We start from the raw sequence: 22295 nt of genomic DNA on the forward strand, positions 1-22295 counted from the left end.
CCGAGTGGCCAAAGGGATCAGACTGTAAATCTGACGGCTCCGCCTTCGATGGTTCGAATCCATCTCCCTCCACCATCATTTATAAGCCAGCTGCGCAAGCAGCTGGCTTTTTTTGTGCTGTTTTTTTGCCTGATTAGCTCAAAAAAAGACTACCATTTAACAAGAATCTCTTTTTTGAGACTATGCCGATTCAACAAATCACGCTAAGGTAAAACCAAGTGCATATTTAATGCTAACGCAAGGGTGTGTAATGGCCCAGATCCTGAGCAGCAATTCTCAGTCAATTGATATTGACTTCAGTAAGTTAAGAGTTCTGATTATTGATGATCAGCGTACCGCTGCGGCCATGTTAAAAAGCCTGCTGAATAACCTTGGCCTTCGCAATATCGACGTCTCGCTCACCCATCAACAAGCTATCGAAAGCTGTAAAAAGCACCATTACGACCTGCTGCTAACCGACTACCATCTTGATGCGATCCTCAATGGCTTTGAACTGCTCTGTTTGCTGAGAAAGCGTAAATATATCTCGGCAGATTGCGGCATAATAATGCTCTCCGGTGATGCCTCTACCGAGGTAATTTTGACCTCGATGGCGGTTGAGCCCGACAGCTTTATGACCAAACCCGTTACCCTGTCAGGGCTCAAGAAGAAACTGGCTGAAGTGCGTGCAGCCTGCATCGAGCGCAAACCGGTTTACGAAGCGCTGGAGGTACATGGGATCAATGAGGCCATCGAACTGTGCAAAAAGCGGTTGAGAGAGCAAGGGCATAACCATCGAATTGAAGCTTTATTGTTAGATTTGCTTATAGAATCCGGGCAATGGGAACAGGCAGAACGGGTTACCACTATTTTAAAACGAGACAACCCTACTCATCAGATTTCCCTGATTGAAGCTCGCCTTCTGCACCATAAGGGCATGCTAGCCGATGCTATTGCGGTACTTGAGCAGCTTATTAAACGCTCTCCGCTTATCATGGATGCCTACGACTGCCTGTCTCATTACCAGGAAGAGGGCCAACACTATTACGAAGCGCTCACGACAGCCGAAACAGCCTTGGGCTTCACCCCGAGCATCAGTCACCGGGCACTGAGAGTTGCACAACTGGCCGCCGATCTGAATAAATCTGAGAACCTTATTACCGCAGGGAAGACACTTGCCTCACGGCTACCCATTATTGATATCGGCTGGATTATTCGCTTTGCCGAATTTACCGCTATTTTTGAACAGCTTTACTTTGCTCAATCGTCAAATAAAGGCCGCAGACTTCTTCGGCAAGAACTGAAAGCGATCCACCATCGTGCCCATTCAAGGCTACTGCCTATTCAGCAACCCTTCCTGGATTGCTTTGGTCATATTACGCTTGCCAGACTCTACCTGGCTCAAGAACAGCCCCTCAAGGCCAAGCGGCGACTCATGCTCGGTTTGTCGACCTACTTCGATTCTATTACCAAGCTGCCCTCGGTGATTCTGGCCGATGTACTGCCCGCCTTGGTTAGCCTTGGCGAAACAAAGCTGATTGGCGAGATAAACCGCGCCCTGAAACTACGCGATCAGTTTGACGGCCATAGCCAAAACCGCCTTGACGCTCTGAGAAGCAATGAAGCAATGATACAGTCAGTAAGAAATCTCGAAAGCACCCTCGCCCATTGCTATCAGCAACTTGATATTCATCAGGCAGACCAGGCCCTGCTTCTCTACGAACAAATTCTCATTGATTACCCCTACTGCAGTGAAGCACACATTGGGCGGCTGCAGTGCCTGTATCTCCTGAAGCAGTTTGATGAGACCAAGGTTCGGCAAAGCCTGAAAGCAGTTTCTACCATGCCATTACCGGATGATCTGGCACAATGGCGCGATAATGTGCTGAGTCTGATGAGTGAACCGCAACAACCCCCTCGCCAGATGCGCCTTGCACTGGCTTACAGGAAGAGAGTCAGCCACTACCTACCCGCCAGTAGCCAGACGCCACTTGCCAGCTAGTCTGGCACGAGAGTACGAAGGAATTACAGTTGATCGCGACCATGAGAAGACAGCAAGTCCAGTTCAGGTCCTAGCGGAACAACGCCAGTCGGATTGATCATGGTATGACTAAAATAGTAATGACGTTTGATGTGGTTAAAGTCCACCGTTTTCGCCACTTCTGAATATTGATATAGCTCTTTGAGATAACCTTGAATATTCGGGTAATCAGCAATCCGTCTGAGGTTACATTTAAAATGGCCAACATAGACGGCATCAAAACGCACCAAGGTTGTAAACAAGCGCCAGTCTGCTTCTGACAATGTATCACCAACAAGGTAGCGATTCCCTGCCAGGTGATTTTCCACCTTATCTAGCGCTGCAAACAGCTCTGCAAATGCAGCCTCATAGGCTTCCTGCGTGGTCGCAAAGCCGCAGCGGTATACACCGTTGTTGATGGTTGGATAGATATAATCATTCCACTCATTGATATCGGCATGCAATGCCTGCGGATAATAATCATCATGGTTGCCAGTGATGCCATTGAATGCCGAGTTAAACATCCGGATGATCTCTGACGACTCATTGCTGACAATGGTGTGGGTTTGTTTGTCCCATAATACGGGAACCGTTACCCGGCCAGTATAATCCGACTTGGCTTTGGTATAGAGCTGGTGCATATGTTGAAAGCCATACAACGGCTCGGGCTCACTGAATACCCAGCCTTGCTCCCCCATATCCGGGCTCACCACCGTCACATCGATATGTGGCTCCAATCCTTTAAGATGACGGAATATCAAGGTTCGGTGCGCCCAGGGACAGGCCAACGACACAAAAAGGTGATAACGTCCAGATTCAGCCTTGAAGCCCTGCTGCCCTTCTGGTCCATTACTGCCATCGGCCGTTAGCCAATGGCGAAAACCAGCATCTTCACGCACAAACTCACCGTCACTTGATTTGGTGTCATACCAGACATCCTGCCACACTCCGTTTACCAGCTTACCCATCACAACCACCTCACATCGATTAATTGGCTTTGAGTATAAGCGCTTCTTTAATGAAGATCGGCATCAAAGGTTTGATGATATTGTTCGAAGTTTCTGAATGAACGGTCGTGGCTAGCCACAGGCCGATACAGGTCTAACACCAATAGTGTTTAGAAACCGCCTCCGAGGCTATACATTGCAGTACACCCTGGTATGAAAGATGAAATTGCAGGGGCTCACCAATTTTATAGCAGGTATTGGCATCAGTGATATCAAGAATTAACACCTTATCCGTAGCCCCGATAATCACAATGCCATCATCAGCAGGCGTTAGCTGTCGGACATCGACATCTCGCTTCCCGATAGCACACAGGGCCCTTAACCTGAATCCGCGTTCGTTGAACTGCAACTCGTGATTAGGCTGCTCTGCATAAACGGAGTACATGTAAACAGAAGACTTTTCTTTTATATCAACGATTTCTGCCTCAAGGCTGATTGCGGACTGGGGCATATCAGGGATTAAGGTCGTATTTAAACCGAGCCCCATGATTAAAGCACTCCCCATACGTAACTGGGTCAGGCTGGGCGAGCTGTTTTTTTCAGGCATCCTGAGTACAACGCCTGCAATGTCGGCCCCGGACAGGCTCTCGACACTATGGCTGCCTGCAAAGTCAGCAGAGCAGATCGAATAAGACGAATCGTCGGTTGTGCATCCGGTTTCCACCACGCCCCTTTCATAGTCTTCATAACATGCCAGCTGGCTGCAGATTCCGCCAAACGTCAGGCCCGGTAGCCTCAACACTTGCTCGACCAGTATTTCCGTACCGAAGCCATTAGCCGGAGTATCAGGCAAACTGTCGAAGTTATGGATAAGAATAACCTCATGAGTCTTGTTGGACGCGACAGCCGCCCTCGACAACGCCTCAAGTACGACGCCATTGGTATGCAAAGAAATATCTGTATACTCAACAACATCTGCAACATCCGACAACAACACTCTTCGTAGCAACATTTTCCGCAAAGGAAGATCGGCGAGCTTCATCAGGTTTTGCAGCTGTGTATCCCCAATCGTTTGGATACCGCCTAGTATCATCGCACGTACGATAGGCTTCGTACCTGCTATTAGCTTGGAAATCCCAACGGGAATAACTCCTTTATCGCAGCAAAGACGTCCCAATATCCGGGCATTATCTTCAATTACACGAAGGTCGAACGATAAAGAAGGGTGTTGCATAAGTGGAGCCTCAAAATAACTGCATCGAAGAGAGCGTAGTTATATCTATTTAGCACCAATATAAAATAGCTATTTTATTATATTCACTTGGCTTTTTAATAAAGTAAGGAAAAGACGCCTAACCAAGACATTACTATTATATATGCCTTATTAAAAGTACAACCAGTTTAATATTATCACCACAAAATATTAAGCCAACAATAACACTTGTTACTGTTAATGTTAATTAACTGTCGATATTAACACTATGAGCCTCTTTGATAGCAGAAACCAAGGCTTTCGCTGCACAGGACAAATCTTGCTGCTCATTCATCGTCAAATAAAAATTTGGCTTATATTCCAATTCGGGAGTTATCGGTATTTTTACCATTTTCTGACGTTCTATCCATATTTGAGCATAATGCTCTGGAAGATAACCAATAAAATGCCCTGAGAGAATCATATGTGCTGTTGCTTCCATGTTCGTCGTTTTCGATTTATAAGCCTGCTCTTTAATGTGATTCAACGGTGTTACCGGGTGGGCCAGACCACGGTCAACAACAGGGTGAGCCAGGATATCATCAGCAGTCACTGTCCGCCCCAAACTCAGGATAGGATGCAAAGGGGTGCAATATAAATACTGTTGCTCATTAAAAATATAAATATACTTGAGGCCACTTTTAAACACTTCTGGTGATGTAATACCAACATCAAACTTACTGTCTAACAAGTTTGTTTCGATCATTGTCGTATCAAATATATGGGTATTGATATTTACTTTTGAATATCTTTTACAAAACTCACTGATCGCAGTCTGAATGTGGCAATGATTATTTGTGGCCAGATTATCGGTTAAACCTATCTGAATATTTCCACTTGATATATTACGTATATCATTAATTTTACATTGAAAATCATTGATATGCTCAAAAAGTTTCCTACTGGCTTCATACACCTTTAAACCATCAGCTGTTAAATTAAACCCCCCTCTTCCGCGTTGGCATAGTGTCATTCCCAATCGCGTTTCCAAATCACTCATTTTTTACTTATGCTAGATTGGTGCATATTTAATTGATATTGAGCTGCAGAAAAACCACCACTATCGGCAATTGCCAAAAACAGCTTTAGCAACCGAATATCGATATCATCTATTGGTTTCATTTTTGTTAGGCTTGATAAATAGATGAATGAAAATTATCACACCTGTAAATATATTAACAGTAAGAACTTGCTTGTCTCAAAACATTTAGCTCCATCTATTTCCCCAATATTAAACCCGCGACCAACAAGAGTTCTTTCACCGCCTCCTCGGTTGTATGATAAAATCCAACAAATGCCAGTTAACAGCCTGATAATATTTGGGAATAATTAAAATGAAAGTCATCTCATTCAACATCAATGGCCTCCGGGCTCGCCTTCACCAGCTTCAGGCTCTGATCGACAAACATCAGCCTGACGTGATCGGCCTTCAGGAAATCAAAGTTCACGACGAAGCCTTCCCGCTCGAGGATGTCGAGGCGATGGGCTACAAAGTCTACCACCACGGCCAAAAGGCGCACTACGGTGTTGCTATGCTTTGCAAACAAGAGCCTGTCGAGGTGAAAAAAGGCTTCCCGACCGATGACGAGGATGCGCAACGCCGTATGATTATGGCAACCTTCGAGCAGGCCAACGGCAAGAAAGTCACCGTCCTCAATGGCTATTTCCCGCAAGGCGATAATATCAGCCACGAGACCAAGTTTCCGGCGAAAGAAAAATTCTATGCCGATCTGATGGGTTACCTGAACGATTACCACAACAATGAAGAAGAAGTGATTGTTATGGGTGATATCAACATCAGCCCTATCGACCTGGATATCGGTATCGGACCTGCCAATGCCAAGCGCTGGCTGAAAACAGGAAAATGTTCTTTCCAACCAATTGAACGCGAGTGGTTGAAAACATTAATGGACTGGGGGTTTGTCGACACCTTCCGCCAGCTTCACCCAGATGTTGACGACAAGTTCTCGTGGTTTGACTACCGCTCCAAAGGGTTTGTCGATAACCGTGGCCTGCGTATTGATGTGGTACTGGCTACCCCGTCACTGGCAGAGCGCTGTGTCGAAGCAGGGATCGACTACGAGCTACGCGGAATCGAAAAACCGTCTGATCATGCGCCAATTTGGTCGACCTTCGAGTAATTACAAGCATTCGTTACACCAAGAGTCACCGCTATAAAACAAAAAGCCCAGAAATCTGGGCTTTCTTGTCTTATCAGCAGGCAACTCTATTCTATACCAATGCGATATCCATCAAGTCAGCGGGCGCAGATGCTTCATCCAGTGGCCTTCCAGCTTCCTGAAGCCCCAGATAATGATAAATGTCAGCACCATATAGCACAGACCCGCAAACAAGAAAGACTCAAACGGCGCATAGTAGCGCGAGTTAACAATTCGGGCGGCCCCGGTCAGATCAACGATAGTTACAATGCCGGCGACAGCCGAGCCATGGACCATAAAGATCACTTCGTTACTGTAGGCAGGCAGCGCACGTCGCAAAGAGCTGGGTAGTATCACTCGGCGAAACGCCTGCGGCGTGCTCATTCCGTATGCCTTCGCCGCTTCTATCTCGCCTTTAGGCATACTATTGATCGCGCCCCGAATGATTTCAGCGGTATAGGCCGCCGTATTCAGAACAAAAGCCACCAGCGCACAGAACCAGGCTTCCTGCCACAGGGTATCCTGTACCACAATCAACTGACTTAATCCGTAATAGATCAGGTACAACTGGATCAGCAACGGTGTACCGCGGAAAAAGTAAATAAACGCCCATGCCGGCCCGGACACGACAGGCAGTTTGCTATTTCTGGCAATCCCAATCGGAATCGCAATGAGCAGTCCGATAATCAGGGCAACAAACACCATCCATACCGTGGTATAGAAGCCTTCGAGGTAAAGTGGCCAGCTCTCGATAAGAATACTAAAGTCCATCACTTACCTCGCATGAATACTGAATTTACGCTCTACCCACTTAAGTGCCGTGGTGGAAAAAGAGGTAAAGATAAGAAAAATAACAGCAACCGTCATATAGAAGGTAAATGGCATCTGGGTTGTTCCTGCAGCCAACGCCCCTTTTCGCACCATGTCATCCAAACCGATGATCGATACCAGGGCTGTCGTTTTGAGCAATACCAGCCAGTTGTTACCAAAACCCGGCAGGGCATGGCGGATCATCTGTGGCAACAAAATGCGGCGGAAAGACAGGAACCCACTCATGCCGTAGGCTTTACCGGCTTCAAGCTCACCTTTGTCGACCGATAGAATCGCCCCGCGGAAGGTTTCAGCCATATAGGCACCGAAGATAAAACCAATTGTCAGGATACCGGCGACAAACGGGCTGATCTCAACATAATCAGGTAGGTAATCCGTCCATTCATGGTTCGGATCCGATGAAGAGAAGTAATTATTGAGCCATTCGTTAATGCTGTACAGACTGTCATTTAGCAGCATCTGTCCGCCGAAGAAAATCAGCATCATCAGTACCAAATCAGGGATCCCACGGATCACTGTGGTATAAACGGTGGCAATGGCCCTTGCCCAGCGATACGGAGAAAGCTTCGCCAAGGCGCCCAGCATACCTAAGATCATCGCCAGTACTAACGATAGCAAAGCTACCTGCAGGGTAATCCATGCCCCTTCGACCAGCGACCATTCATATCCTTTTAAATCTAACAAAAGGTTGCTCCTTTATACTGCAAAGGGAAAGCAGGAGGCGCTCTCTTCCAGCTTCCGGACATATGCCCCCAGGCCACGAAGACGACATCAGGCCATCTTCGATTCTTGAGAGCATAGTCCGCTTTCGGCTCTTTGCCAGAAACTGGATTCTGAGTGCTTGCCTCCGCTCTTAACTCTTACTGACCGTAGACATCGTAAGCGAAGTATTTCGCGGCGATTTCCTGGTAGATACCTTTTTCACGCAGTGACTTGATAGCCTGATCAAGTTGCTTGGTTAGATCTTTGTCTTGCTTACGCACAGCAATACCGAAGCCGTCGCCAAACCACTTAGGATCAGTCAGTGACGGGCCGATAAACTCATAGCCATCACCACCGCTCTTGTTCAGCAGGCCTTCCTCAAGCGCCGAGGCATCACCAAGAATTGTCGCAATTCGACCAGCCTTAAGATCCAGGTACGCATCATCGAAAGAGCCGTAACGTACAATAGAAACAGAGCCACCATAGTTGTCTGTCAGGTATTTATCGTGAGTTGTTGCACGCTGAACACCCACCTTCACGCCTTTGAGTCCCTCTTTGGTAAACTCAATATCCGTTCCCTTCCTGGCTACAAACTTGTTTGGAATAAGGGCGTACTTGCCAGTGAAGTCAACTTTCTTTTTGCGCTCTTCGGTAATCGACATCGCCGCAATAATTGCGTCATATTTACGGGCTAGCAGCGAAGGAATGATGCCGTCCCAGTCCTGGGCAACGATCTTACATTTTGCCTGCAGTTCCTTACAAAGCGCGTTGGCCATATCAACATCAAAGCCTTTCAGTTCACCATTTGGCTCTGTCCAGCTAAATGGAGGGTAGGCACCTTCGATACCAAAACGTACAACCTTCCAGTCCTTTGCCTGCACCGATGTTGCACCAAGTGCTGATACCATGGCAGCTGCCAAAATCCATTTTTTCATCTTCTACTCCTGTTGTGTTTGCACCTGAACCGGCCTGTCCCCAAACGAAGCCGACGCAGTGATATAAAAACCGAATACTGAGTTTAGTAAATCGAAGAAATAAACTGCTGTAACCTTTCTGATTCAGGGTTGGTAAATAATTTGTCGGGATGCCCCTGTTCTTCAACCAATCCCTGATGCAAGAACATCACCTGGTTAGACACATCACGGGCAAATGCCATCTCATGTGTGACCACCAGCATGGTTCTACCCTCTTGTGCCAAATCCTGCATAACACCCAGTACCTCGCCCACCAGCTCCGGATCCAAAGCAGATGTCGGCTCATCAAATAGCATGACTTCCGGATCGACTGCCAGCGCCCTTGCGATTGCTGCCCGCTGCTGCTGACCGCCAGAAAGGTGGCCCGGGTAGTAGTTACGTCGTTCGTACAGGCCTACTTTTTTCAGCAACTCCTCGGCCTTTTCGATAGCTTCGGCCTTGGGAACCCCCAACACATGAATAGGAGCCTCAATGACATTACCCAGCACTGTCATATGCGACCACAGATTGAACCCCTGAAAAACCATCGCAAGCCGCGAGCGGATTCGCTGAACCTGTTTTTCGTCCACCGGTAAAAACTCTCCCCGGCGATTATTTTTCATTTTTATCAGTTCGCCATTCACCCAGATTTCACCCTGAGTCGGGGTTTCCAATAAATTGATGCAGCGAAGAAATGTACTCTTCCCTGAACCGGAAGAACCAATAATTGAAATAACATCGCCACGGTGAGCCGTCAGCGAAATTCCTTTTAGGACTTCGTTCTGACCAAAAGACTTATGCAGTTCCTTTACATCAAGCGCCACTACATCTGCCATGCGCGCTAACTCCTGTTGCTCCGTGAATCGGGAAATTACGCTCTTTAACAACTCTCATCTGACCGTTTCTTAGCCTTCTGGCACATGAATTCAGTTATAGAGATATAGTCTGTTTTCCGAGCACTTCATCGAAGGTATCACCACGAACCACAATTGGCAACATTTTGTTAACCTAAAAACCTCAAGAATCAACAGTTAAATAGTGTGCATAATTAGTCATTTATCAGCCCAATCTGGAGATTTGATAATAGCCCCAACTTAAGGTAGGTTATTGCGATAAAATCGTCATAGCGTAAGTCGGGCCGGGTTGGTATATGTATAGAGCCTATTTTGATCAAGTAACTCACTATAGCATTAGGCTGTTACTCGTTGGTTTGATAGTGCTTTCCTGTCAAGCAGGCGTATTGGCCCAAGAGCAGGAAAATCGCAGTGTTCTTACCGTAGTCCCGGCCTACGTCGATCAGATCACTGCCAATTTTAACCCGTTCTCCAAGGCAAGCATGCCTACGACGCATGAGTTTATCTTTGAGCCTCTCATTGTTTTCAATACCCTGCAAAACAATAAGCCGGAATACCGACTTGCTACAGGTTACCAACTGGATTCTGATCTGAAAGGGATCACTTTTACTCTTAGAGAAAAAATATCCTGGTCAGATGGAAAATCATTCACCGCTGATGATGTTGTTTTTTCATTTTATCTAGCACAAAAATATCCAGAACTTGATTCACATGGCATAAATCAATGGGTAGAAAGTGTAAAAAAACATGGCCCGCATAAGGTCTATTTCAAACTTAAAAATCCCAATGCACTCGTTGCCTATAACCTGGTGCTATTGCCAATTGTTCCCAAGCATCAGTGGGAAAAAGTTCCCGATCCCGTTACCTATGCCAATGCCACGCCTGTGGGTACTGGCCCCTATACCCAAATAGAATCACTTAGCGAAGCAGGTTATCTGCAATGCAGCAACCCATTCTACTGGCAGGCGAAAGAGCGTCACATCGACTGCCTTCGTTATCCCAAAATCACCAATAACGATGACTTTATCGCGCGGATATCAAAGGGGGAGTTCGACTGGGCTGGATCGTTTATTCCTGATATCGAGCGCCAATATGCCTCCTACTCGCCGGACTTTAAGTACTGGCTACCGCCATCCAGTCCTATCAGCCTGCTATTTAACTTCAAGGCCGCGGAGCCGGAAATCAGAGCCGTCTTTGAGGAAGTCGATTTCCGCCGGGCAGTATCAATGTCGGTACAACGCCAGCAACTGATCAATATCGCCGCCTTTGGCCAGGGAGTACCCTCAAGATTCGCCTCGGGGATGAGTCAGCGCTTTGAACATTGGGCCGATCCGGTTGCGACAGAGAAATACCTGCCCTATATGACATACAACCCCGAACTGGCAAAAGAGCAACTGTCATTGCTAGGTCTCGAGGATAAGGATGATGACGGCTGGCGAGAGCTGCCATCCGGCAGCACGCTGGAGCTAACGCTTCTGACGCCAAGAGGCTGGTCTGACTTTAATACCACCGCCCTGCTGTTGGCGGAAATGCTGGAACAGGTTGGATTGAAAATTCGATTGGTCGAGGCAGATTTTAATCACTTCGTCGATCGCCTGACAGGTGGTGAGTATACCTTGGCCCTGACCAACTTTCCGCAAGGCCCGACCCCGTTCAAATACTTTGATACGGCATTTAATAGCCGTTACCAGGCTCCGCACTACCCGCGCTATGCCATGCATTTCTATAAAAATGCCCAGGTCGATAGCTTGCTGGCACAATTTCCGACCGTCTCTACCGCCCACCAACGGCTGGCCATTATTCGCGAGCTCAACGAAATTATTGCCGGTCAGCAAGTAACGGTACCGCTCTACAATACCGTACAGTTTTATCAGTACAACACACAGCGCTTCACCGGCTGGTTCGACGAAAACAACCCGGTTGCCAGCCCGCTTATCTGGCCACAGACCCCGGAACGGCTGCTGCATGTTCTCGCCCTGCGGCCAAAATCATAACACGATTGGGCGTTTATTCCTTTTCGTCTCCCGGTGGCTGGCTGCTGCAACACTCATCTTGCAAAAAGCCCACCACCCCATCGAGCATGTCGTACTGGGGGATGCAGTAAAGGGTTCTGCCGTCACGTTGTTGCTTGATAAGCCCGGCCGACACCAGCCCTGAAATATGGTGTGATAATGTCGAGCCCGGAATATCCAGCTCTTCTTGCAACTTACCGACAGGCAGGCCGTTATAGCCTGATTTCACTAAATGCTTATATACCCGCAAACGCGTCGGATGACCTAGCTCTTTCAAAGCCTTGGCAACAATCTCTAGTTCCATATTCAATTCCGTCAGATTTTATATTTCGATATTATCAGAAATAACAAAGCAGCCCTAGTGTTTGTCTCAACCGGCCATAAAGCAAAAAAGCGAGCCCGACTTAACATCGGACTCGCCTTCAATTGCTACTTTCGGCACCTCAACCCAAGGTTAACCCAGACCAATATGCCACCTGTCAAACACAGCGTTAAGCCATCGCAGCTCCGGCAAATAGCGTTACCACAGTCACTGCCAGTACCATAATCACAAACGGCATTACCCATTTCAGGAAGCGCTCGTACGGGATCTTGGCAAGAGCCAAACCGGCAACCAGGTGTCCAGCTGTTGGGGCAAAGATATTGATCCAACCACTGGCAGACTGGTAGGCGGTAATGATCAAATCACGGCCGATACCCGAGAAATCAGCCAATGGTGCCATCAACGGCATTGAAACCGTCGCCAGACCAGAGGTTGAAGGAATGAAGAAGCTCAATACGATGTGAACAAAGTATGTCACGACAACAAACACACCCGATGACAAACCGGTTACCACACCTTCAGCCCAGTTAAGAATGGTGTCGATGATCACGCCGTTATCCATCACCACATAGATACCACGGGCAACGGCAACCACTAACGCAACGCCAATCAGATCTTTGGCCCCTTCAAGGAAGGTTTTGATAAAGTCACCTTCAGACATACGGTTGATCAGGGCGATCAAAATGGCTGATGCAAGGAACAGGGTCGACAATTCATCAAACCACCACCACAGCGTCGGAATAGCCGTGATGCCCATGTCTTCCCAAGGAATAACGCCATAAATCATGACCAGGAAGGCACCGAAGAACACACCCATTGTCAGCTTCTGCTTGGTGGTAAACTCGCCGGTATCTTCTTTTACGTGAGAAAACTCATCGTTAAACTCAATATCGGCCAGCACTGAATGGGATTTGTCTGCCTTGACCTTGGAGGCGTAGCGCATAACAAACCATGATGCCAGTACAATCAGGATGATCAGCTGGATCACACGTAAACCAATACCCTCACCAATTGGCAGGCCGGCAAACCCTGAAGCAATACCGGTAGCAAACGGGTTAACCGTCGAGGCCAGTACGCCCACTCCCGAGCCAAGCAGAATGATCCCCGCCGCCACCATACGGTCGTAGCCGGCCGCCGCCATTACCGGCAAGATCACCGCCCAGAAAGCCACGGTCTCTTCCGCCATACCGTAGGTCGATCCACCGAGTGCGAACAAGCTGATCAATACCGGGATCATCATCTGCTCGCGACCATGGAACTTACGTACAATCGCCGCCACCCCGGAGTCCATGGCACCGGTTCGCATGGTAACGGCCAGGAAACCACCAATTACCAAGACAAACAGCGCAACGTCTACGGCTTTGTGGAAGCCCTTGATCGGTGCCATCAGCACGTCAATAAAGCCCTGTGGTGACGGTTCCAGTTCCTGGTAGGAACCTGGGATCGGCAACAGTCTTTCGCCACCGTCATAGTCGAGCACTTCCGCCGCCGGGATCACCTGATCGGTGCCGTTGACGATATAGTCATACTTGCCTGCCGGCATGATCCATGTCAGCAATGCCACCAGAGCAATAATAATAAAGAGAATGGTGTAAACCGTTGGCATCTTGAAGGATTTCTTCGCTTTGCCAGCCTCTGTTGCTGTTGTCATAGCTCTACTCCCTGCAATTGATAAATCGCATTTGCATACACGTTCATCGCTTTAAGCATGTCATCAATAATGAGGTACTCGTTGGGCATGTGCTCAACTTTGTCGCGACCGGGAAAAATTGCCCCAAAGGCCACACAGTTAGGGATAGCACGCGCATAGGTTGCTCCCCCGGAGGTCATAGGCTGGCTTTCCAGATCACCGCTTACTTCCTGATAGGCTGCCATCAAGGTCTGGATAACCGGACTTTCAGCCGGCATATACAAAGATGGCAACACATCAAACTCTTCATATTGAAGATCATACTGCTCGCTGACAGCCATCATATCGCTGTCAAAATTCTCTTTGCTAAAGGTCACCGGCACCCGGATATCAATACCGAGCTTACTATGTTGTGGGTCAATACATAGCTGAGCCACATTGAAGGTCAACCGACCGCTCACATCTTCAACCGGTCCAAAAATCTCTTTGGCATTGGCATCCTGGCCAACCTGCTCGGCCACAAACCGTATCGCAGGATGCGTCACACCAAGCTCACTCAGTGCCATACACAGACGGGCAATGGCATTAACCCCTTTGATATCAGCAGCCGCAGAGTGCGCGGCTTTACCAAATACAGTTACCTCGGCATCTTCGGCTGTAAAGTCAAAGCCCAGCTCATCTAGCTTGCTTGCCAGTTCTTCCCAAAGCGGCCCTTCATATTTCGCCAGCTCAGGAACGGCATTCAGGGCACCACCACAATCCAGTTGTAATAATTCATCACCCGGGCCATGCAACCAGGACTGGATCAGCATTTTTTCCGCATGGATCAGCGGGAACGCAGAATCAGGAGTAAAGCCACACTGCGGCACTTCTTCTTTTTCCAGATAGCGGTCGATACAGCGCCACAAGGTTTCTTCATCGGTGCCAAAAATAAACCGGATCCGTTTATTTAATTTTATTCCGCTATCAATCAATGCTTTAACAGCAAAGATGGCAGCCAGGGTTGGACCTTTATCGTCCTGAGTCCCGCGGCCATAAAGTCTGCCATCACGAATTTCCGGCTCAAACGGGGCAGAATCCCAGGCTGATAGTTCACCGGTAGGCACAACATCCAAGTGCCCCAGTACACCAATCATTTGCTCACCGTCACCAATTTCAGCGTAACCGTAATAGCCTTTATGGTCTTTATAAATGGCAAACCCCAGCTCATGACAAAGGTTCAGGGTTTCCGTCAGGCAATCATCGATAGGCTGACCAAATGGCGTACCGCTATCGTCATCCTGGTAAACACTGGGAATGGCAACTAAACGCTTCACTGCGGCAATATAGTCATCACGCATCGCGTTTATAGTTGATGCTATTGTTGCTTTCATCGTACCCCTCATTTTCTCATCTATTTTAGTCTGAATATTCGATAAATATTGGACTAAAGTAATGAATAATCATTAGTTATCAGAGATAAGTATTTAAAATCCCTCATCCGACCAATTCATTCTGCTACAGAGAGAAAAAGAGAACTGTGATTACTTTCACTTGGTGCTATTTCAATATGGGATGACGGTCAAAAAGTCAGCATTAACTTACAACACTGATGAGTTTTCTCTCAGAAAAGAGCAAAATAGTGCCTGCACTGCATCTTTATATGCCGAACCGGAACAGATGTAACAGGCTTGAAAGGCTATAGGGAATAATGCGTAGCCAAATGAAATGATTTAATACACCTAGATGAACAGCAGGCAAGCTCTTATATTTAATAATAAGATTAATTGATTATTCGGTTTTATCTTTATTAATTACCGCCACATAATAAAATATATATAAGAATATTAAGCTTTATTTCAAACAATCACACTTCAACACTTTATTATTCATGACGACATCTTTACAGACAAATATAATAAGTCTATTAAGTTAACCTCACTGGATATATAATGATGGCAACTCGGTTGCTTACTCCGATCTTATATCAATATGCAACGATAATTCTAATTACTATCACTGGCTTCATTATCATATGAAGCCACTTTTCGACGTTGATTAAACATGCTAAATACAATTAAAAACCTTCCTTTGCGGATACTGCTTTCGTTATCGTCAGCCTTTGCCGTTCTATGTTTTATTATTACTATCATTATTAGTCAAAATCTATTATCAGAAGTTGAGGCAAACACAAATAAAGTCAACGACTTTATTGCTTTTAACAGCACGATGAAAGAATTTCAGGATTTACAAGATGTCAGCCGCATGAAGTCTATTTATGCGCTCGGGTTTTATGACCGTCTTGATGAAATGGTACAAGTCAACAATGACAATCTGGCCAAGGTACAGCGCAGCTACAACACCCTGATGCAATCAGACAATCGCGGACTCACCCGGCAGGCGAAGCAGTCGCTGGATAACTTTATCAGCAACTACAAATCATATGTCCAGGCATCCGAGCAACTCAGAGCCCAGCGTCAGAACATCATCAAACTATATGATGCAACCAGCTGGATCACCACGGATATTACCGCCGCGGATGCACTGATCGCCAAAAATAGAAGCATGGAAGACATTGACCGTTGGACAATGAACCTCTCCGATATGTCGGATACTGCCGGTTTGATGCTTTACCATGTTGCTGTCGGGGTAAAAGGACAAAGCCAGCAAGATACTCAGACGACACTAGAATATACAAAAAAACTGAATGCTTACCTGAATGAATTTAAGCACTGGCCAGAAGCACAAACAGTCATTAAAAATACCCAGCTTTGGGAACACCAGTTATTGGAGATTATCCAATTACAGAAGGACAAACAGGCAACGACCAATCATATGATTGAGCTGGGTGATAACAACACCCAGATCATTACCGCCCTGGCAACGGCCTCGCTGCAAAAAACTGAAGAGTTATCGGACAAAACCACTGAGCTATTAGCCTCGGTGACAACAAGCCAGTTAACGGCAACGGCTATTGCAACCGTACTAGCCTTGACGATCAGTATCATCTTATCCAACGCGATTAGCAGCGTAATGGGATCACTGTATCTTGCCGTCAAGGCACTGGCAGAAGGCAACCTTAACGTCCAGACAAACATCAAGGGAAAAAATGAAATTGGCCTGCTAGGTGCCAGCCTTGATGATGCCATTTCTCAGCTTGCCGCTACCATTCGCTCGCTGCGCGGTGTCAGTGACGAAGTCGCTACCTCCTCGACAGAGCTTGCTGCAGTCATGACCCAAAGCGAAGTCAACGGCCGGGAGCAGCAACAGCAGGTGGAGCAAATTGCTGCCGCGGTTACTGAGCTGTCTGCCGCCGCCACCCAAGTGGACGGTTATGCCAAGACCGCCGACGAAAGTGCCCAGCAAGCTCTGGCAATGGGCGCCGAAAGTACCGAAATTGCCCTGCACTCCCGTCAGCTCACCGAGGATTTAGCCACGCAACTCGATGAAACGTCGACCCAGGTTATCGATCTCAACGAGCAGAGCATCAAGATCAGCGAGGTCATCACTGTTATCGATTCAATTTCGGAGCAAACCAACCTACTGGCACTTAACGCAGCAATCGAAGCCGCCCGTGCTGGCGAAAGTGGTCGCGGGTTTGCCGTGGTTGCCGACGAAGTCAGGGTGCTTGCCGCCAAGACCCAGGACTCAACCCAGCAGATCCAAACTATCATCGAACAGCTGCAACACAAGTCCTCTGCCGTTGTCGATGCCGTCAACAACAGCTTGAACAAGGTCAGAACCAACAGCGAAATTGCAGAACAAACCAGTAACCAGATTGAATCCATTACCCAGGCGCTTGAGCATATTAGTCAGGTCAACGGCGATGTTACCGCATCGGTTGACGAGCAAAGCCGGGCAATTGACGATATTACCCGCAATATCACCACGATTAATGACATCATCAGCCAGAACGTGGCCGGTATTAGCCAGACGGCCGAGGCCAGCAGCCACCTGTCACAGCTGGCTGAGAATCAGAAAAACCAGCTGGGTGAGTTCCAAATCACCCAGCGGTAAAGGGGTGCCAGTGACATCGTACAACACCGCTAGTCACTAAAAAAGCAAACAATCAGTAATTTTATTACAAAATTGCAACTTTGACGCCAAAAAAGCCAGCAACTCAATTGCTGGCTTTTTTTTATGACTATTTTTACAGCCCAATCACTCTGGTCATAAAATGCACGCATTACTGCCTCTTTTGGTGTAGACTCCCCTGTAGAACACAGATTATGGGCTGCTATAAATCAAACCATTAAAAATCAACAACTTATACCAGAACAAGCTATTTGCGACCTCGTTCACAGTTTTACTTTAGTTATATAATCTCTTTCATTTTTCATAACAAATGCACTTCTCGCTCAATTTTTTTTGGTTTTTTTCCTACATTTTTTTAAGCGTAGTGATCGAGATCAATTCCCTTTATCGGGCCAAGCGGTACACTTCAGTAAAATTTGGTGAAATATAATTACACATAGAACAGCTTGCACCTGAGGGGTTATTTCCAGGTCGCGCTCAAAGTTAGATACACTAAATACAAAAATTATTTAAACGTAGAACGAGGCACTTATGTCATCTGAAGAAAGAAGTTATCAGGAGCTGCACCGCCCTGCCTCTGACTTCTCAAGTCGCTCTGACTATCTTGATCATGAGCTGAAAATCATGAAGCCACGCCGCTTCGGCCTGAACCTGCCGGGTCGTGACTTCCGTTTTGAGCTAGAAGATTTAGTCCCAGCCCTGGCCGGTACTATCGGTATTATCGCGATGTACTCTGCGGTAATGATGTCTTGGGCCGACGGCCTGACTCAAGCCTGGGATCACATCAATCTGGGTAAAGAGTTCGCTATCGAAGTTGCTCGTGTAGAGATGCTGCTTCCTGCGCTTCTTTTCTGTGTCTTAGCATCCGGATTTATCAACCCCCGCGCCAACCTGGCCGGTAACCACGGTCCGATGATCCCACTTATCGGTGCTATCGCCCTGGCCGGTGCCCACCCTCTTGCTCTTGCTATCCTTCTTGGTGTATTCGGTCTTCTGCTTAGTTACTTCAAAGGCGGTTCCAAACTGGTGAACCTGACCTCGGAAGGTACCGCCGGTGGCCTGCTGATTTTCCTTGGCTTCACCGGTACCATGAGCCAGATCGGCTCAATCCAGACCTGGGCGACGGGCCTGCAGTCAGCTGATATCGCAGCGGGCAGCATGGGCTATGTCGGCCTGATTGTACTGGCCGTCAACATTGTTCTTTATGCCTACCTTGCTCGTATCAACAAGCGTTGGCTGGCTATTCCTGCCTGTGCCATTACGGGCCTGCTTGTAGCCCTGGTTCTGGGTGCCGGCTTCGACCTTAAGTTTGAAACTGAAATGGGTCTGCCTAACCTGAACCCTGTGTACTGGTGGGGCAGCACAGAAGAAGGCTGGATGCTAGGTCTGCCGACTATGCAGCACTTCATTGCATCACTGCCGTTTGCCATCCTGGCTGTTGCTATGTGGTCACCAGACTTCCTGGGCCACCGTATTTTCCAGGAACTTAACTACCCACGCGGTACTGACAAAGTACTGATGGATGTTGATGACACTATGACTATGTGTTCTATCCGCCAGATGGTCGGTACAGCACTGGGTGGTGGTAACATCACATCATCTTGGGGTACCTACATGATCCCGGCCGCTATCGCCAAGCGTCCTATCCCTGGTGGTGCGATTATCCTGGGTCTTCTGGTTATGTTCATCGCCATCCTGGGCTTCCCAATGGATGTAGCTGTATGGCCGCCAGTAATGCGTGTAGCACTACTTGTAGGTGTATTCCTGCCACTGCTGGAAGCAGGTGTGCAGATGGTTAAAGAAACAAAAGATTCACAATCTGCTGGTATCTGTATCTTTGCAGCTGCAGTTGTTAACCCGGTTCTGGCATGGGCACTGACTATGCTACTGGATAACAACGGCCTTATCGGTGACAAAGAGCGTGCATCGAAGCTATCTTTCGCAGACAAAATTATCATCCCTGGCGGTGTATTGGTTGTCTGTCTGATTGCGATGCTGGCAGTTGGTATGCTTGAAGGCAAATACGGCATTCCGGCATTACTATAATGAAAATTGGGGCAGTATGTTATGCTGCCCCAGCTTAACTTGGGCATTAATAAATAGCGTTAATACGAATAATGAAATCATCACGATACACGATTCGATTTGAGTTGATTATCCGTATTATTGTTAATAAAAGTGTACTGTGCACCATCAACCGGTGGTGATGAGCTCAACGGCGATTAAACCAGTACGTGTTTTTTCTACTAAAAAGGTAGGTATGTCATGGCAGAGCAATTTGCTAAAGCTTGGGAAGGGTTCGCTGCAGGCGAATGGCAGAACGAAGTAAACGTTCGCGACTTCATCCAGAAAAACTACGCACCGTATGAAGGTGATGAGTCTTTCCTAGTATCTGAAGGTACTGAAGCGACTAACAAGCTTTGGGATCAGGTTATGGAAGGTATCAAGCAGGAAAACAGCACTCACGCTCCTGTTGACTTCGATACTTCTGTTATCTCTACCATCACTGCTCACGACGCAGGTTACATCAACAAAGATCTAGAGACTATCGTAGGTCTTCAGACTGACGCTCCGCTTAAGCGTGCAATCATCCCTAACGGTGGTATCCGTATGGTTGAGGGTTCATGCAAAGTATACGGTCGTGAACTAGATCCAATGGTATCTAAGATTTACTCTGAGTACCGTAAGACGCACAACCAGGGCGTTTTCGATATCTACACGCCAGATATCATGAAATGTCGTAAGTCTGGTGTTCTGACTGGTCTTCCAGATGCATACGGCCGTGGTCGTATCATCGGTGACTACCGTCGCGTAGCACTATACGGTATCGACTTCCTAATGAAGGACAAGTTCGCTCAGTTCTCTTCTCTACAAGAGAAGTTCGAGAATGGCGAAGACCTACAGATGACTATGCAGCTTCGCGAAGAAATCGCTGAGCAGCACCGTGCGCTAGGCCAGATCAAAGAAATGGCAGCGAAATACGGCTACGACATCTCTGCTCCTGCAACAACTGCACAAGAAGCAATCCAGTGGACATACTTCGGCTACCTAGCTGCTGTTAAGTCACAGAACGGTGCTGCTATGTCTCTGGGCCGTACTTCTACGTTCCTGGATATCTTCATCGAGCGTGATATTGCTGCTGGCAAGATCACTGAAGAACAAGCTCAGGAAATGATCGACCACTTCGTAATGAAGCTACGTATGGTTCGCTTCCTACGTACGCCTGAGTACGATGAGCTATTCTCTGGCGACCCAATCTGGGCAACAGAGTCAATGGGTGGTATGAGCCTTGACGGTCGTACGCTGGTAACACGTACAAACTTCCGTTTCCTAAACAGCCTGTACACCATGGGTCCTTCTCCAGAGCCAAACATCACTGTACTTTGGTCTGAGCAGCTACCTGAAGGCTTCAAGAAGTTCTGTGCGAAAGTATCTATCGATACTTCTTCTATCCAGTACGAAAACGACGACCTGATGCGTCCTGACATGAACTCTGATGACTACGCGATCGCTTGTTGTGTATCGCCAATGGTTGTTGGTAAGCAAATGCAGTTCTTCGGCGCGCGTGCGAACCTGGCGAAAACTATGCTTTACACCATCAACGGTGGTGTGGATGAGAAGCTGAAGATCCAGGTTGGTCCTAAGATGGACAAGATCACTGATGAAGTGCTGAGCTATGACGATCTAATGGAACGCATGGATCACTTCATGGACTGGCTAGCTAAGCAGTACGTGACTGCGCTAAACAGCATCCACTTCATGCACGACAAGTACAGCTACGAAGCATCACTAATGGCTCTTCATGACCGTGATGTTATTCGTACAATGGCTTGTGGTATTGCTGGTCTGTCTGTTGCTGCTGACTCACTGTCTGCAATCAAGTACGCAACAGTTAAACCTGTACGTGACGAAGACGGTATCGCGATCGATTTCGAAATCGAAGGTGACTATCCTAAGTTCGGTAACAACGACGCACGCGTTGATGACATCGCTTGTGAACTTGTTACAACGTTCATGAACAAGATCCGTAAGCTGAACACTTACCGTAACGCAATCCCAACTCAGTCTATCCTGACTATCACATCTAACGTGGTATACGGTAAGAAGACTGGTACTACACCTGACGGCCGTAAAGCTGGTGCTCCTTTCGCACCGGGTGCAAACCCAATGCACGGTCGTGATGAAAAAGGTGCGGTAGCATCTCTGACTTCTGTTGGTAAACTGCCGTTTGCTGATGCGAAAGATGGTATCTCTTACACTTTCTCTATCGTTCCTAACGCGCTAGGTAAAGAAGCTGAGACTCAGAAAGCTAACCTTGCAGGCCTAATGGATGGTTACTTCCACCACGAAGCCGGCATCGAAGGCGGTCAGCACCTGAACGTTAACGTTCTTAACCGCGAAACTCTAGAAGACGCAGTTAAGCACCCAGAGAAGTACCCACAGCTAACTATCCGTGTATCGGGCTACGCTGTGCGTTTCAACTCTCTGACTGCAGAACAGCAGAAAGACGTTATCGCGCGTACTTTCACTGAATCTCTATAATTGAGAGCCAGTAATGCTCATCTGCTGGTTCGCTAGCAGGTAAGTAATAAAAACCGACCTTTTGGTCGGTTTTTTTAT

General features: G+C 47.4%; 17 protein-coding genes. 6 read left to right on the forward strand and 11 right to left on the reverse strand.

The features are described from left to right. Nucleotides 1–250: 250 nt before the first annotated feature. Nucleotides 251–1981, forward strand: a complete 1731-nt coding sequence (locus BIT28_RS08450) for a response regulator (protein ID WP_075763167.1) — start codon at nt 251–253, stop codon at nt 1979–1981. Nucleotides 1982–2004: 23 nt separating this feature from the next. Here the strand turns inward: BIT28_RS08450 and BIT28_RS08455 are convergent, their stop codons facing one another. The 4 genes from BIT28_RS08455 to BIT28_RS30265 all read right to left on the reverse strand — a co-directional run bounded on the left by BIT28_RS08455 (nt 2005) and on the right by BIT28_RS30265 (nt 5320). Continuing rightward, nucleotides 2005–2967 carry a glutathione S-transferase family protein gene (locus BIT28_RS08455; RefSeq protein ID WP_075763168.1) on the reverse strand — a complete coding sequence of 321 codons (963 nt, stop codon included), beginning with the start codon at nt 2965–2967 and terminating at the stop codon, nt 2005–2007. Between the two features lie 133 nt (nt 2968–3100). Then, nucleotides 3101–4180, reverse strand: coding sequence for a type III PLP-dependent enzyme domain-containing protein (locus tag BIT28_RS08460; RefSeq protein WP_075763169.1), 1080 nt, complete (start codon nt 4178–4180; stop codon nt 3101–3103). A gap of 226 nt (nt 4181–4406) precedes the next feature. Then, nucleotides 4407–5198 (reverse strand): LysR family transcriptional regulator, encoded by a 792-nt coding sequence (locus BIT28_RS08465; RefSeq protein ID WP_342743763.1) that lies wholly within the window; start codon nt 5196–5198, stop codon nt 4407–4409. Beyond that, nucleotides 5195–5320 carry a helix-turn-helix domain-containing protein gene (locus tag BIT28_RS30265; RefSeq protein WP_342743764.1) on the reverse strand — a complete coding sequence of 42 codons (126 nt, stop codon included), beginning with the start codon at nt 5318–5320 and terminating at the stop codon, nt 5195–5197. Before BIT28_RS30265 ends, BIT28_RS08465 begins: the two co-directional genes overlap by 4 nt. Before the next feature lie 212 nt (nt 5321–5532). Here BIT28_RS30265 and xthA point away from each other — a divergent pair, with 212 nt between their 5' ends. After that, on the forward strand, nt 5533–6339 hold the full coding sequence (gene xthA, locus BIT28_RS08470) for an exodeoxyribonuclease III (RefSeq protein WP_075763170.1): 807 nt from the start codon (nt 5533–5535) through the stop codon (nt 6337–6339). Nucleotides 6340–6450: 111 nt separating this feature from the next. Here the strand turns inward: xthA and BIT28_RS08475 are convergent, their stop codons facing one another. From BIT28_RS08475 to BIT28_RS08490, 4 genes are all read right to left on the reverse strand, one after another. After that, entirely contained in the window at nt 6451–7128 is a 678-nt protein-coding gene (locus BIT28_RS08475; protein ID WP_075763171.1) for an ABC transporter permease, read from the reverse strand. 3 nt (nt 7129–7131) lie between these two features. Continuing rightward, complete coding sequence (locus BIT28_RS08480) at nt 7132–7872, reverse strand: ABC transporter permease (protein ID WP_075763172.1); 741 nt, start codon at nt 7870–7872, stop codon at nt 7132–7134. Nucleotides 7873–8048: 176 nt separating this feature from the next. Continuing rightward, on the reverse strand, nt 8049–8825 hold the full coding sequence (locus BIT28_RS08485) for an ABC transporter substrate-binding protein (protein ID WP_075763173.1): 777 nt from the start codon (nt 8823–8825) through the stop codon (nt 8049–8051). An 83-nt stretch (nt 8826–8908) separates the two neighbouring features. Beyond that, the gene (locus tag BIT28_RS08490; protein ID WP_075763174.1) at nt 8909–9679 is read right to left on the reverse strand and encodes an ABC transporter ATP-binding protein; all 771 of its coding nucleotides are present in this window, start codon (nt 9677–9679) and stop codon (nt 8909–8911) included. A gap of 404 nt (nt 9680–10083) precedes the next feature. On the opposite strand from BIT28_RS08490, the gene BIT28_RS08495 reads away from it, so the two are divergent. Beyond that, complete coding sequence (locus BIT28_RS08495; protein WP_245823667.1) at nt 10084–11691, forward strand: ABC transporter substrate-binding protein; 1608 nt, start codon at nt 10084–10086, stop codon at nt 11689–11691. A gap of 13 nt (nt 11692–11704) precedes the next feature. Here the strand turns inward: BIT28_RS08495 and BIT28_RS08500 are convergent, their stop codons facing one another. The 3 genes from BIT28_RS08500 to BIT28_RS08510 all read right to left on the reverse strand — a co-directional run bounded on the left by BIT28_RS08500 (nt 11705) and on the right by BIT28_RS08510 (nt 15034). Further along, nucleotides 11705–12013 (reverse strand): ArsR/SmtB family transcription factor, encoded by a 309-nt coding sequence (locus BIT28_RS08500; protein ID WP_075763176.1) that lies wholly within the window; start codon nt 12011–12013, stop codon nt 11705–11707. Nucleotides 12014–12200: 187 nt separating this feature from the next. Beyond that, nucleotides 12201–13682: a YfcC family protein gene (locus BIT28_RS08505; RefSeq protein WP_075763177.1), complete on the reverse strand. Its 1482-nt coding sequence runs from the start codon at nt 13680–13682 to the stop codon at nt 12201–12203. After that, on the reverse strand, nt 13679–15034 hold the full coding sequence (locus BIT28_RS08510) for a M20 family metallopeptidase (protein ID WP_075763178.1): 1356 nt from the start codon (nt 15032–15034) through the stop codon (nt 13679–13681). Before BIT28_RS08510 ends, BIT28_RS08505 begins: the two co-directional genes overlap by 4 nt. Before the next feature lie 835 nt (nt 15035–15869). Here BIT28_RS08510 and BIT28_RS08515 point away from each other — a divergent pair. The 3 genes from BIT28_RS08515 to pflB all read left to right on the forward strand — a co-directional run bounded on the left by BIT28_RS08515 (nt 15870) and on the right by pflB (nt 22217). Then, on the forward strand, nt 15870–17657 hold the full coding sequence (locus BIT28_RS08515) for a methyl-accepting chemotaxis protein (protein WP_245823668.1): 1788 nt from the start codon (nt 15870–15872) through the stop codon (nt 17655–17657). Between the two features lie 549 nt (nt 17658–18206). Next, entirely contained in the window at nt 18207–19721 is a 1515-nt protein-coding gene (locus BIT28_RS08520) for a DUF3360 family protein (RefSeq protein ID WP_075763180.1), read from the forward strand. 219 nt (nt 19722–19940) lie between these two features. Next, entirely contained in the window at nt 19941–22217 is a 2277-nt protein-coding gene (gene pflB / locus BIT28_RS08525; RefSeq protein ID WP_075763181.1) for a formate C-acetyltransferase, read from the forward strand. The last annotated feature ends 78 nt before the right edge of the window (nt 22218–22295 follow it).

The organism is Photobacterium proteolyticum, from assembly GCF_001939735.1.
Taxonomy (GTDB): domain Bacteria; phylum Pseudomonadota; class Gammaproteobacteria; order Enterobacterales; family Vibrionaceae; genus Photobacterium; species Photobacterium proteolyticum.

Excerpts from the sequence above, each read along its gene's own strand:
- BIT28_RS08450 (WP_075763167.1), top strand. The coding sequence starts at position 251 with ATGGCCCAGATCCTGAGCAGCAATTCTCAGTCAATTGATATTGACTTC.
- BIT28_RS08485 (WP_075763173.1), bottom strand. The coding sequence starts at position 8,825 with ATGAAAAAATGGATTTTGGCAGCTGCCATGGTATCAGCACTTGGTGCA.
- BIT28_RS08500 (WP_075763176.1), bottom strand. The coding sequence starts at position 12,013 with ATGGAACTAGAGATTGTTGCCAAGGCTTTGAAAGAGCTAGGTCATCCG.
- BIT28_RS08465 (WP_342743763.1), bottom strand. The coding sequence starts at position 5,198 with ATGAGTGATTTGGAAACGCGATTGGGAATGACACTATGCCAACGCGGA.
- BIT28_RS08505 (WP_075763177.1), bottom strand. The coding sequence starts at position 13,682 with ATGACAACAGCAACAGAGGCTGGCAAAGCGAAGAAATCCTTCAAGATG.
- BIT28_RS08515 (WP_245823668.1), top strand. The coding sequence starts at position 15,870 with ATGAAAGAATTTCAGGATTTACAAGATGTCAGCCGCATGAAGTCTATT.
- BIT28_RS08520 (WP_075763180.1), top strand. The coding sequence starts at position 18,207 with ATGTCATCTGAAGAAAGAAGTTATCAGGAGCTGCACCGCCCTGCCTCT.
- BIT28_RS30265 (WP_342743764.1), bottom strand. The coding sequence starts at position 5,320 with ATGAAACCAATAGATGATATCGATATTCGGTTGCTAAAGCTGTTTTTG.
- BIT28_RS08455 (WP_075763168.1), bottom strand. The coding sequence starts at position 2,967 with ATGGGTAAGCTGGTAAACGGAGTGTGGCAGGATGTCTGGTATGACACC.
- xthA (WP_075763170.1), top strand. The coding sequence starts at position 5,533 with ATGAAAGTCATCTCATTCAACATCAATGGCCTCCGGGCTCGCCTTCAC.
- pflB (WP_075763181.1), top strand. The coding sequence starts at position 19,941 with ATGGCAGAGCAATTTGCTAAAGCTTGGGAAGGGTTCGCTGCAGGCGAA.
- BIT28_RS08460 (WP_075763169.1), bottom strand. The coding sequence starts at position 4,180 with ATGCAACACCCTTCTTTATCGTTCGACCTTCGTGTAATTGAAGATAAT.
- BIT28_RS08490 (WP_075763174.1), bottom strand. The coding sequence starts at position 9,679 with ATGGCAGATGTAGTGGCGCTTGATGTAAAGGAACTGCATAAGTCTTTT.
- BIT28_RS08510 (WP_075763178.1), bottom strand. The coding sequence starts at position 15,034 with ATGAAAGCAACAATAGCATCAACTATAAACGCGATGCGTGATGACTAT.
- BIT28_RS08475 (WP_075763171.1), bottom strand. The coding sequence starts at position 7,128 with ATGGACTTTAGTATTCTTATCGAGAGCTGGCCACTTTACCTCGAAGGC.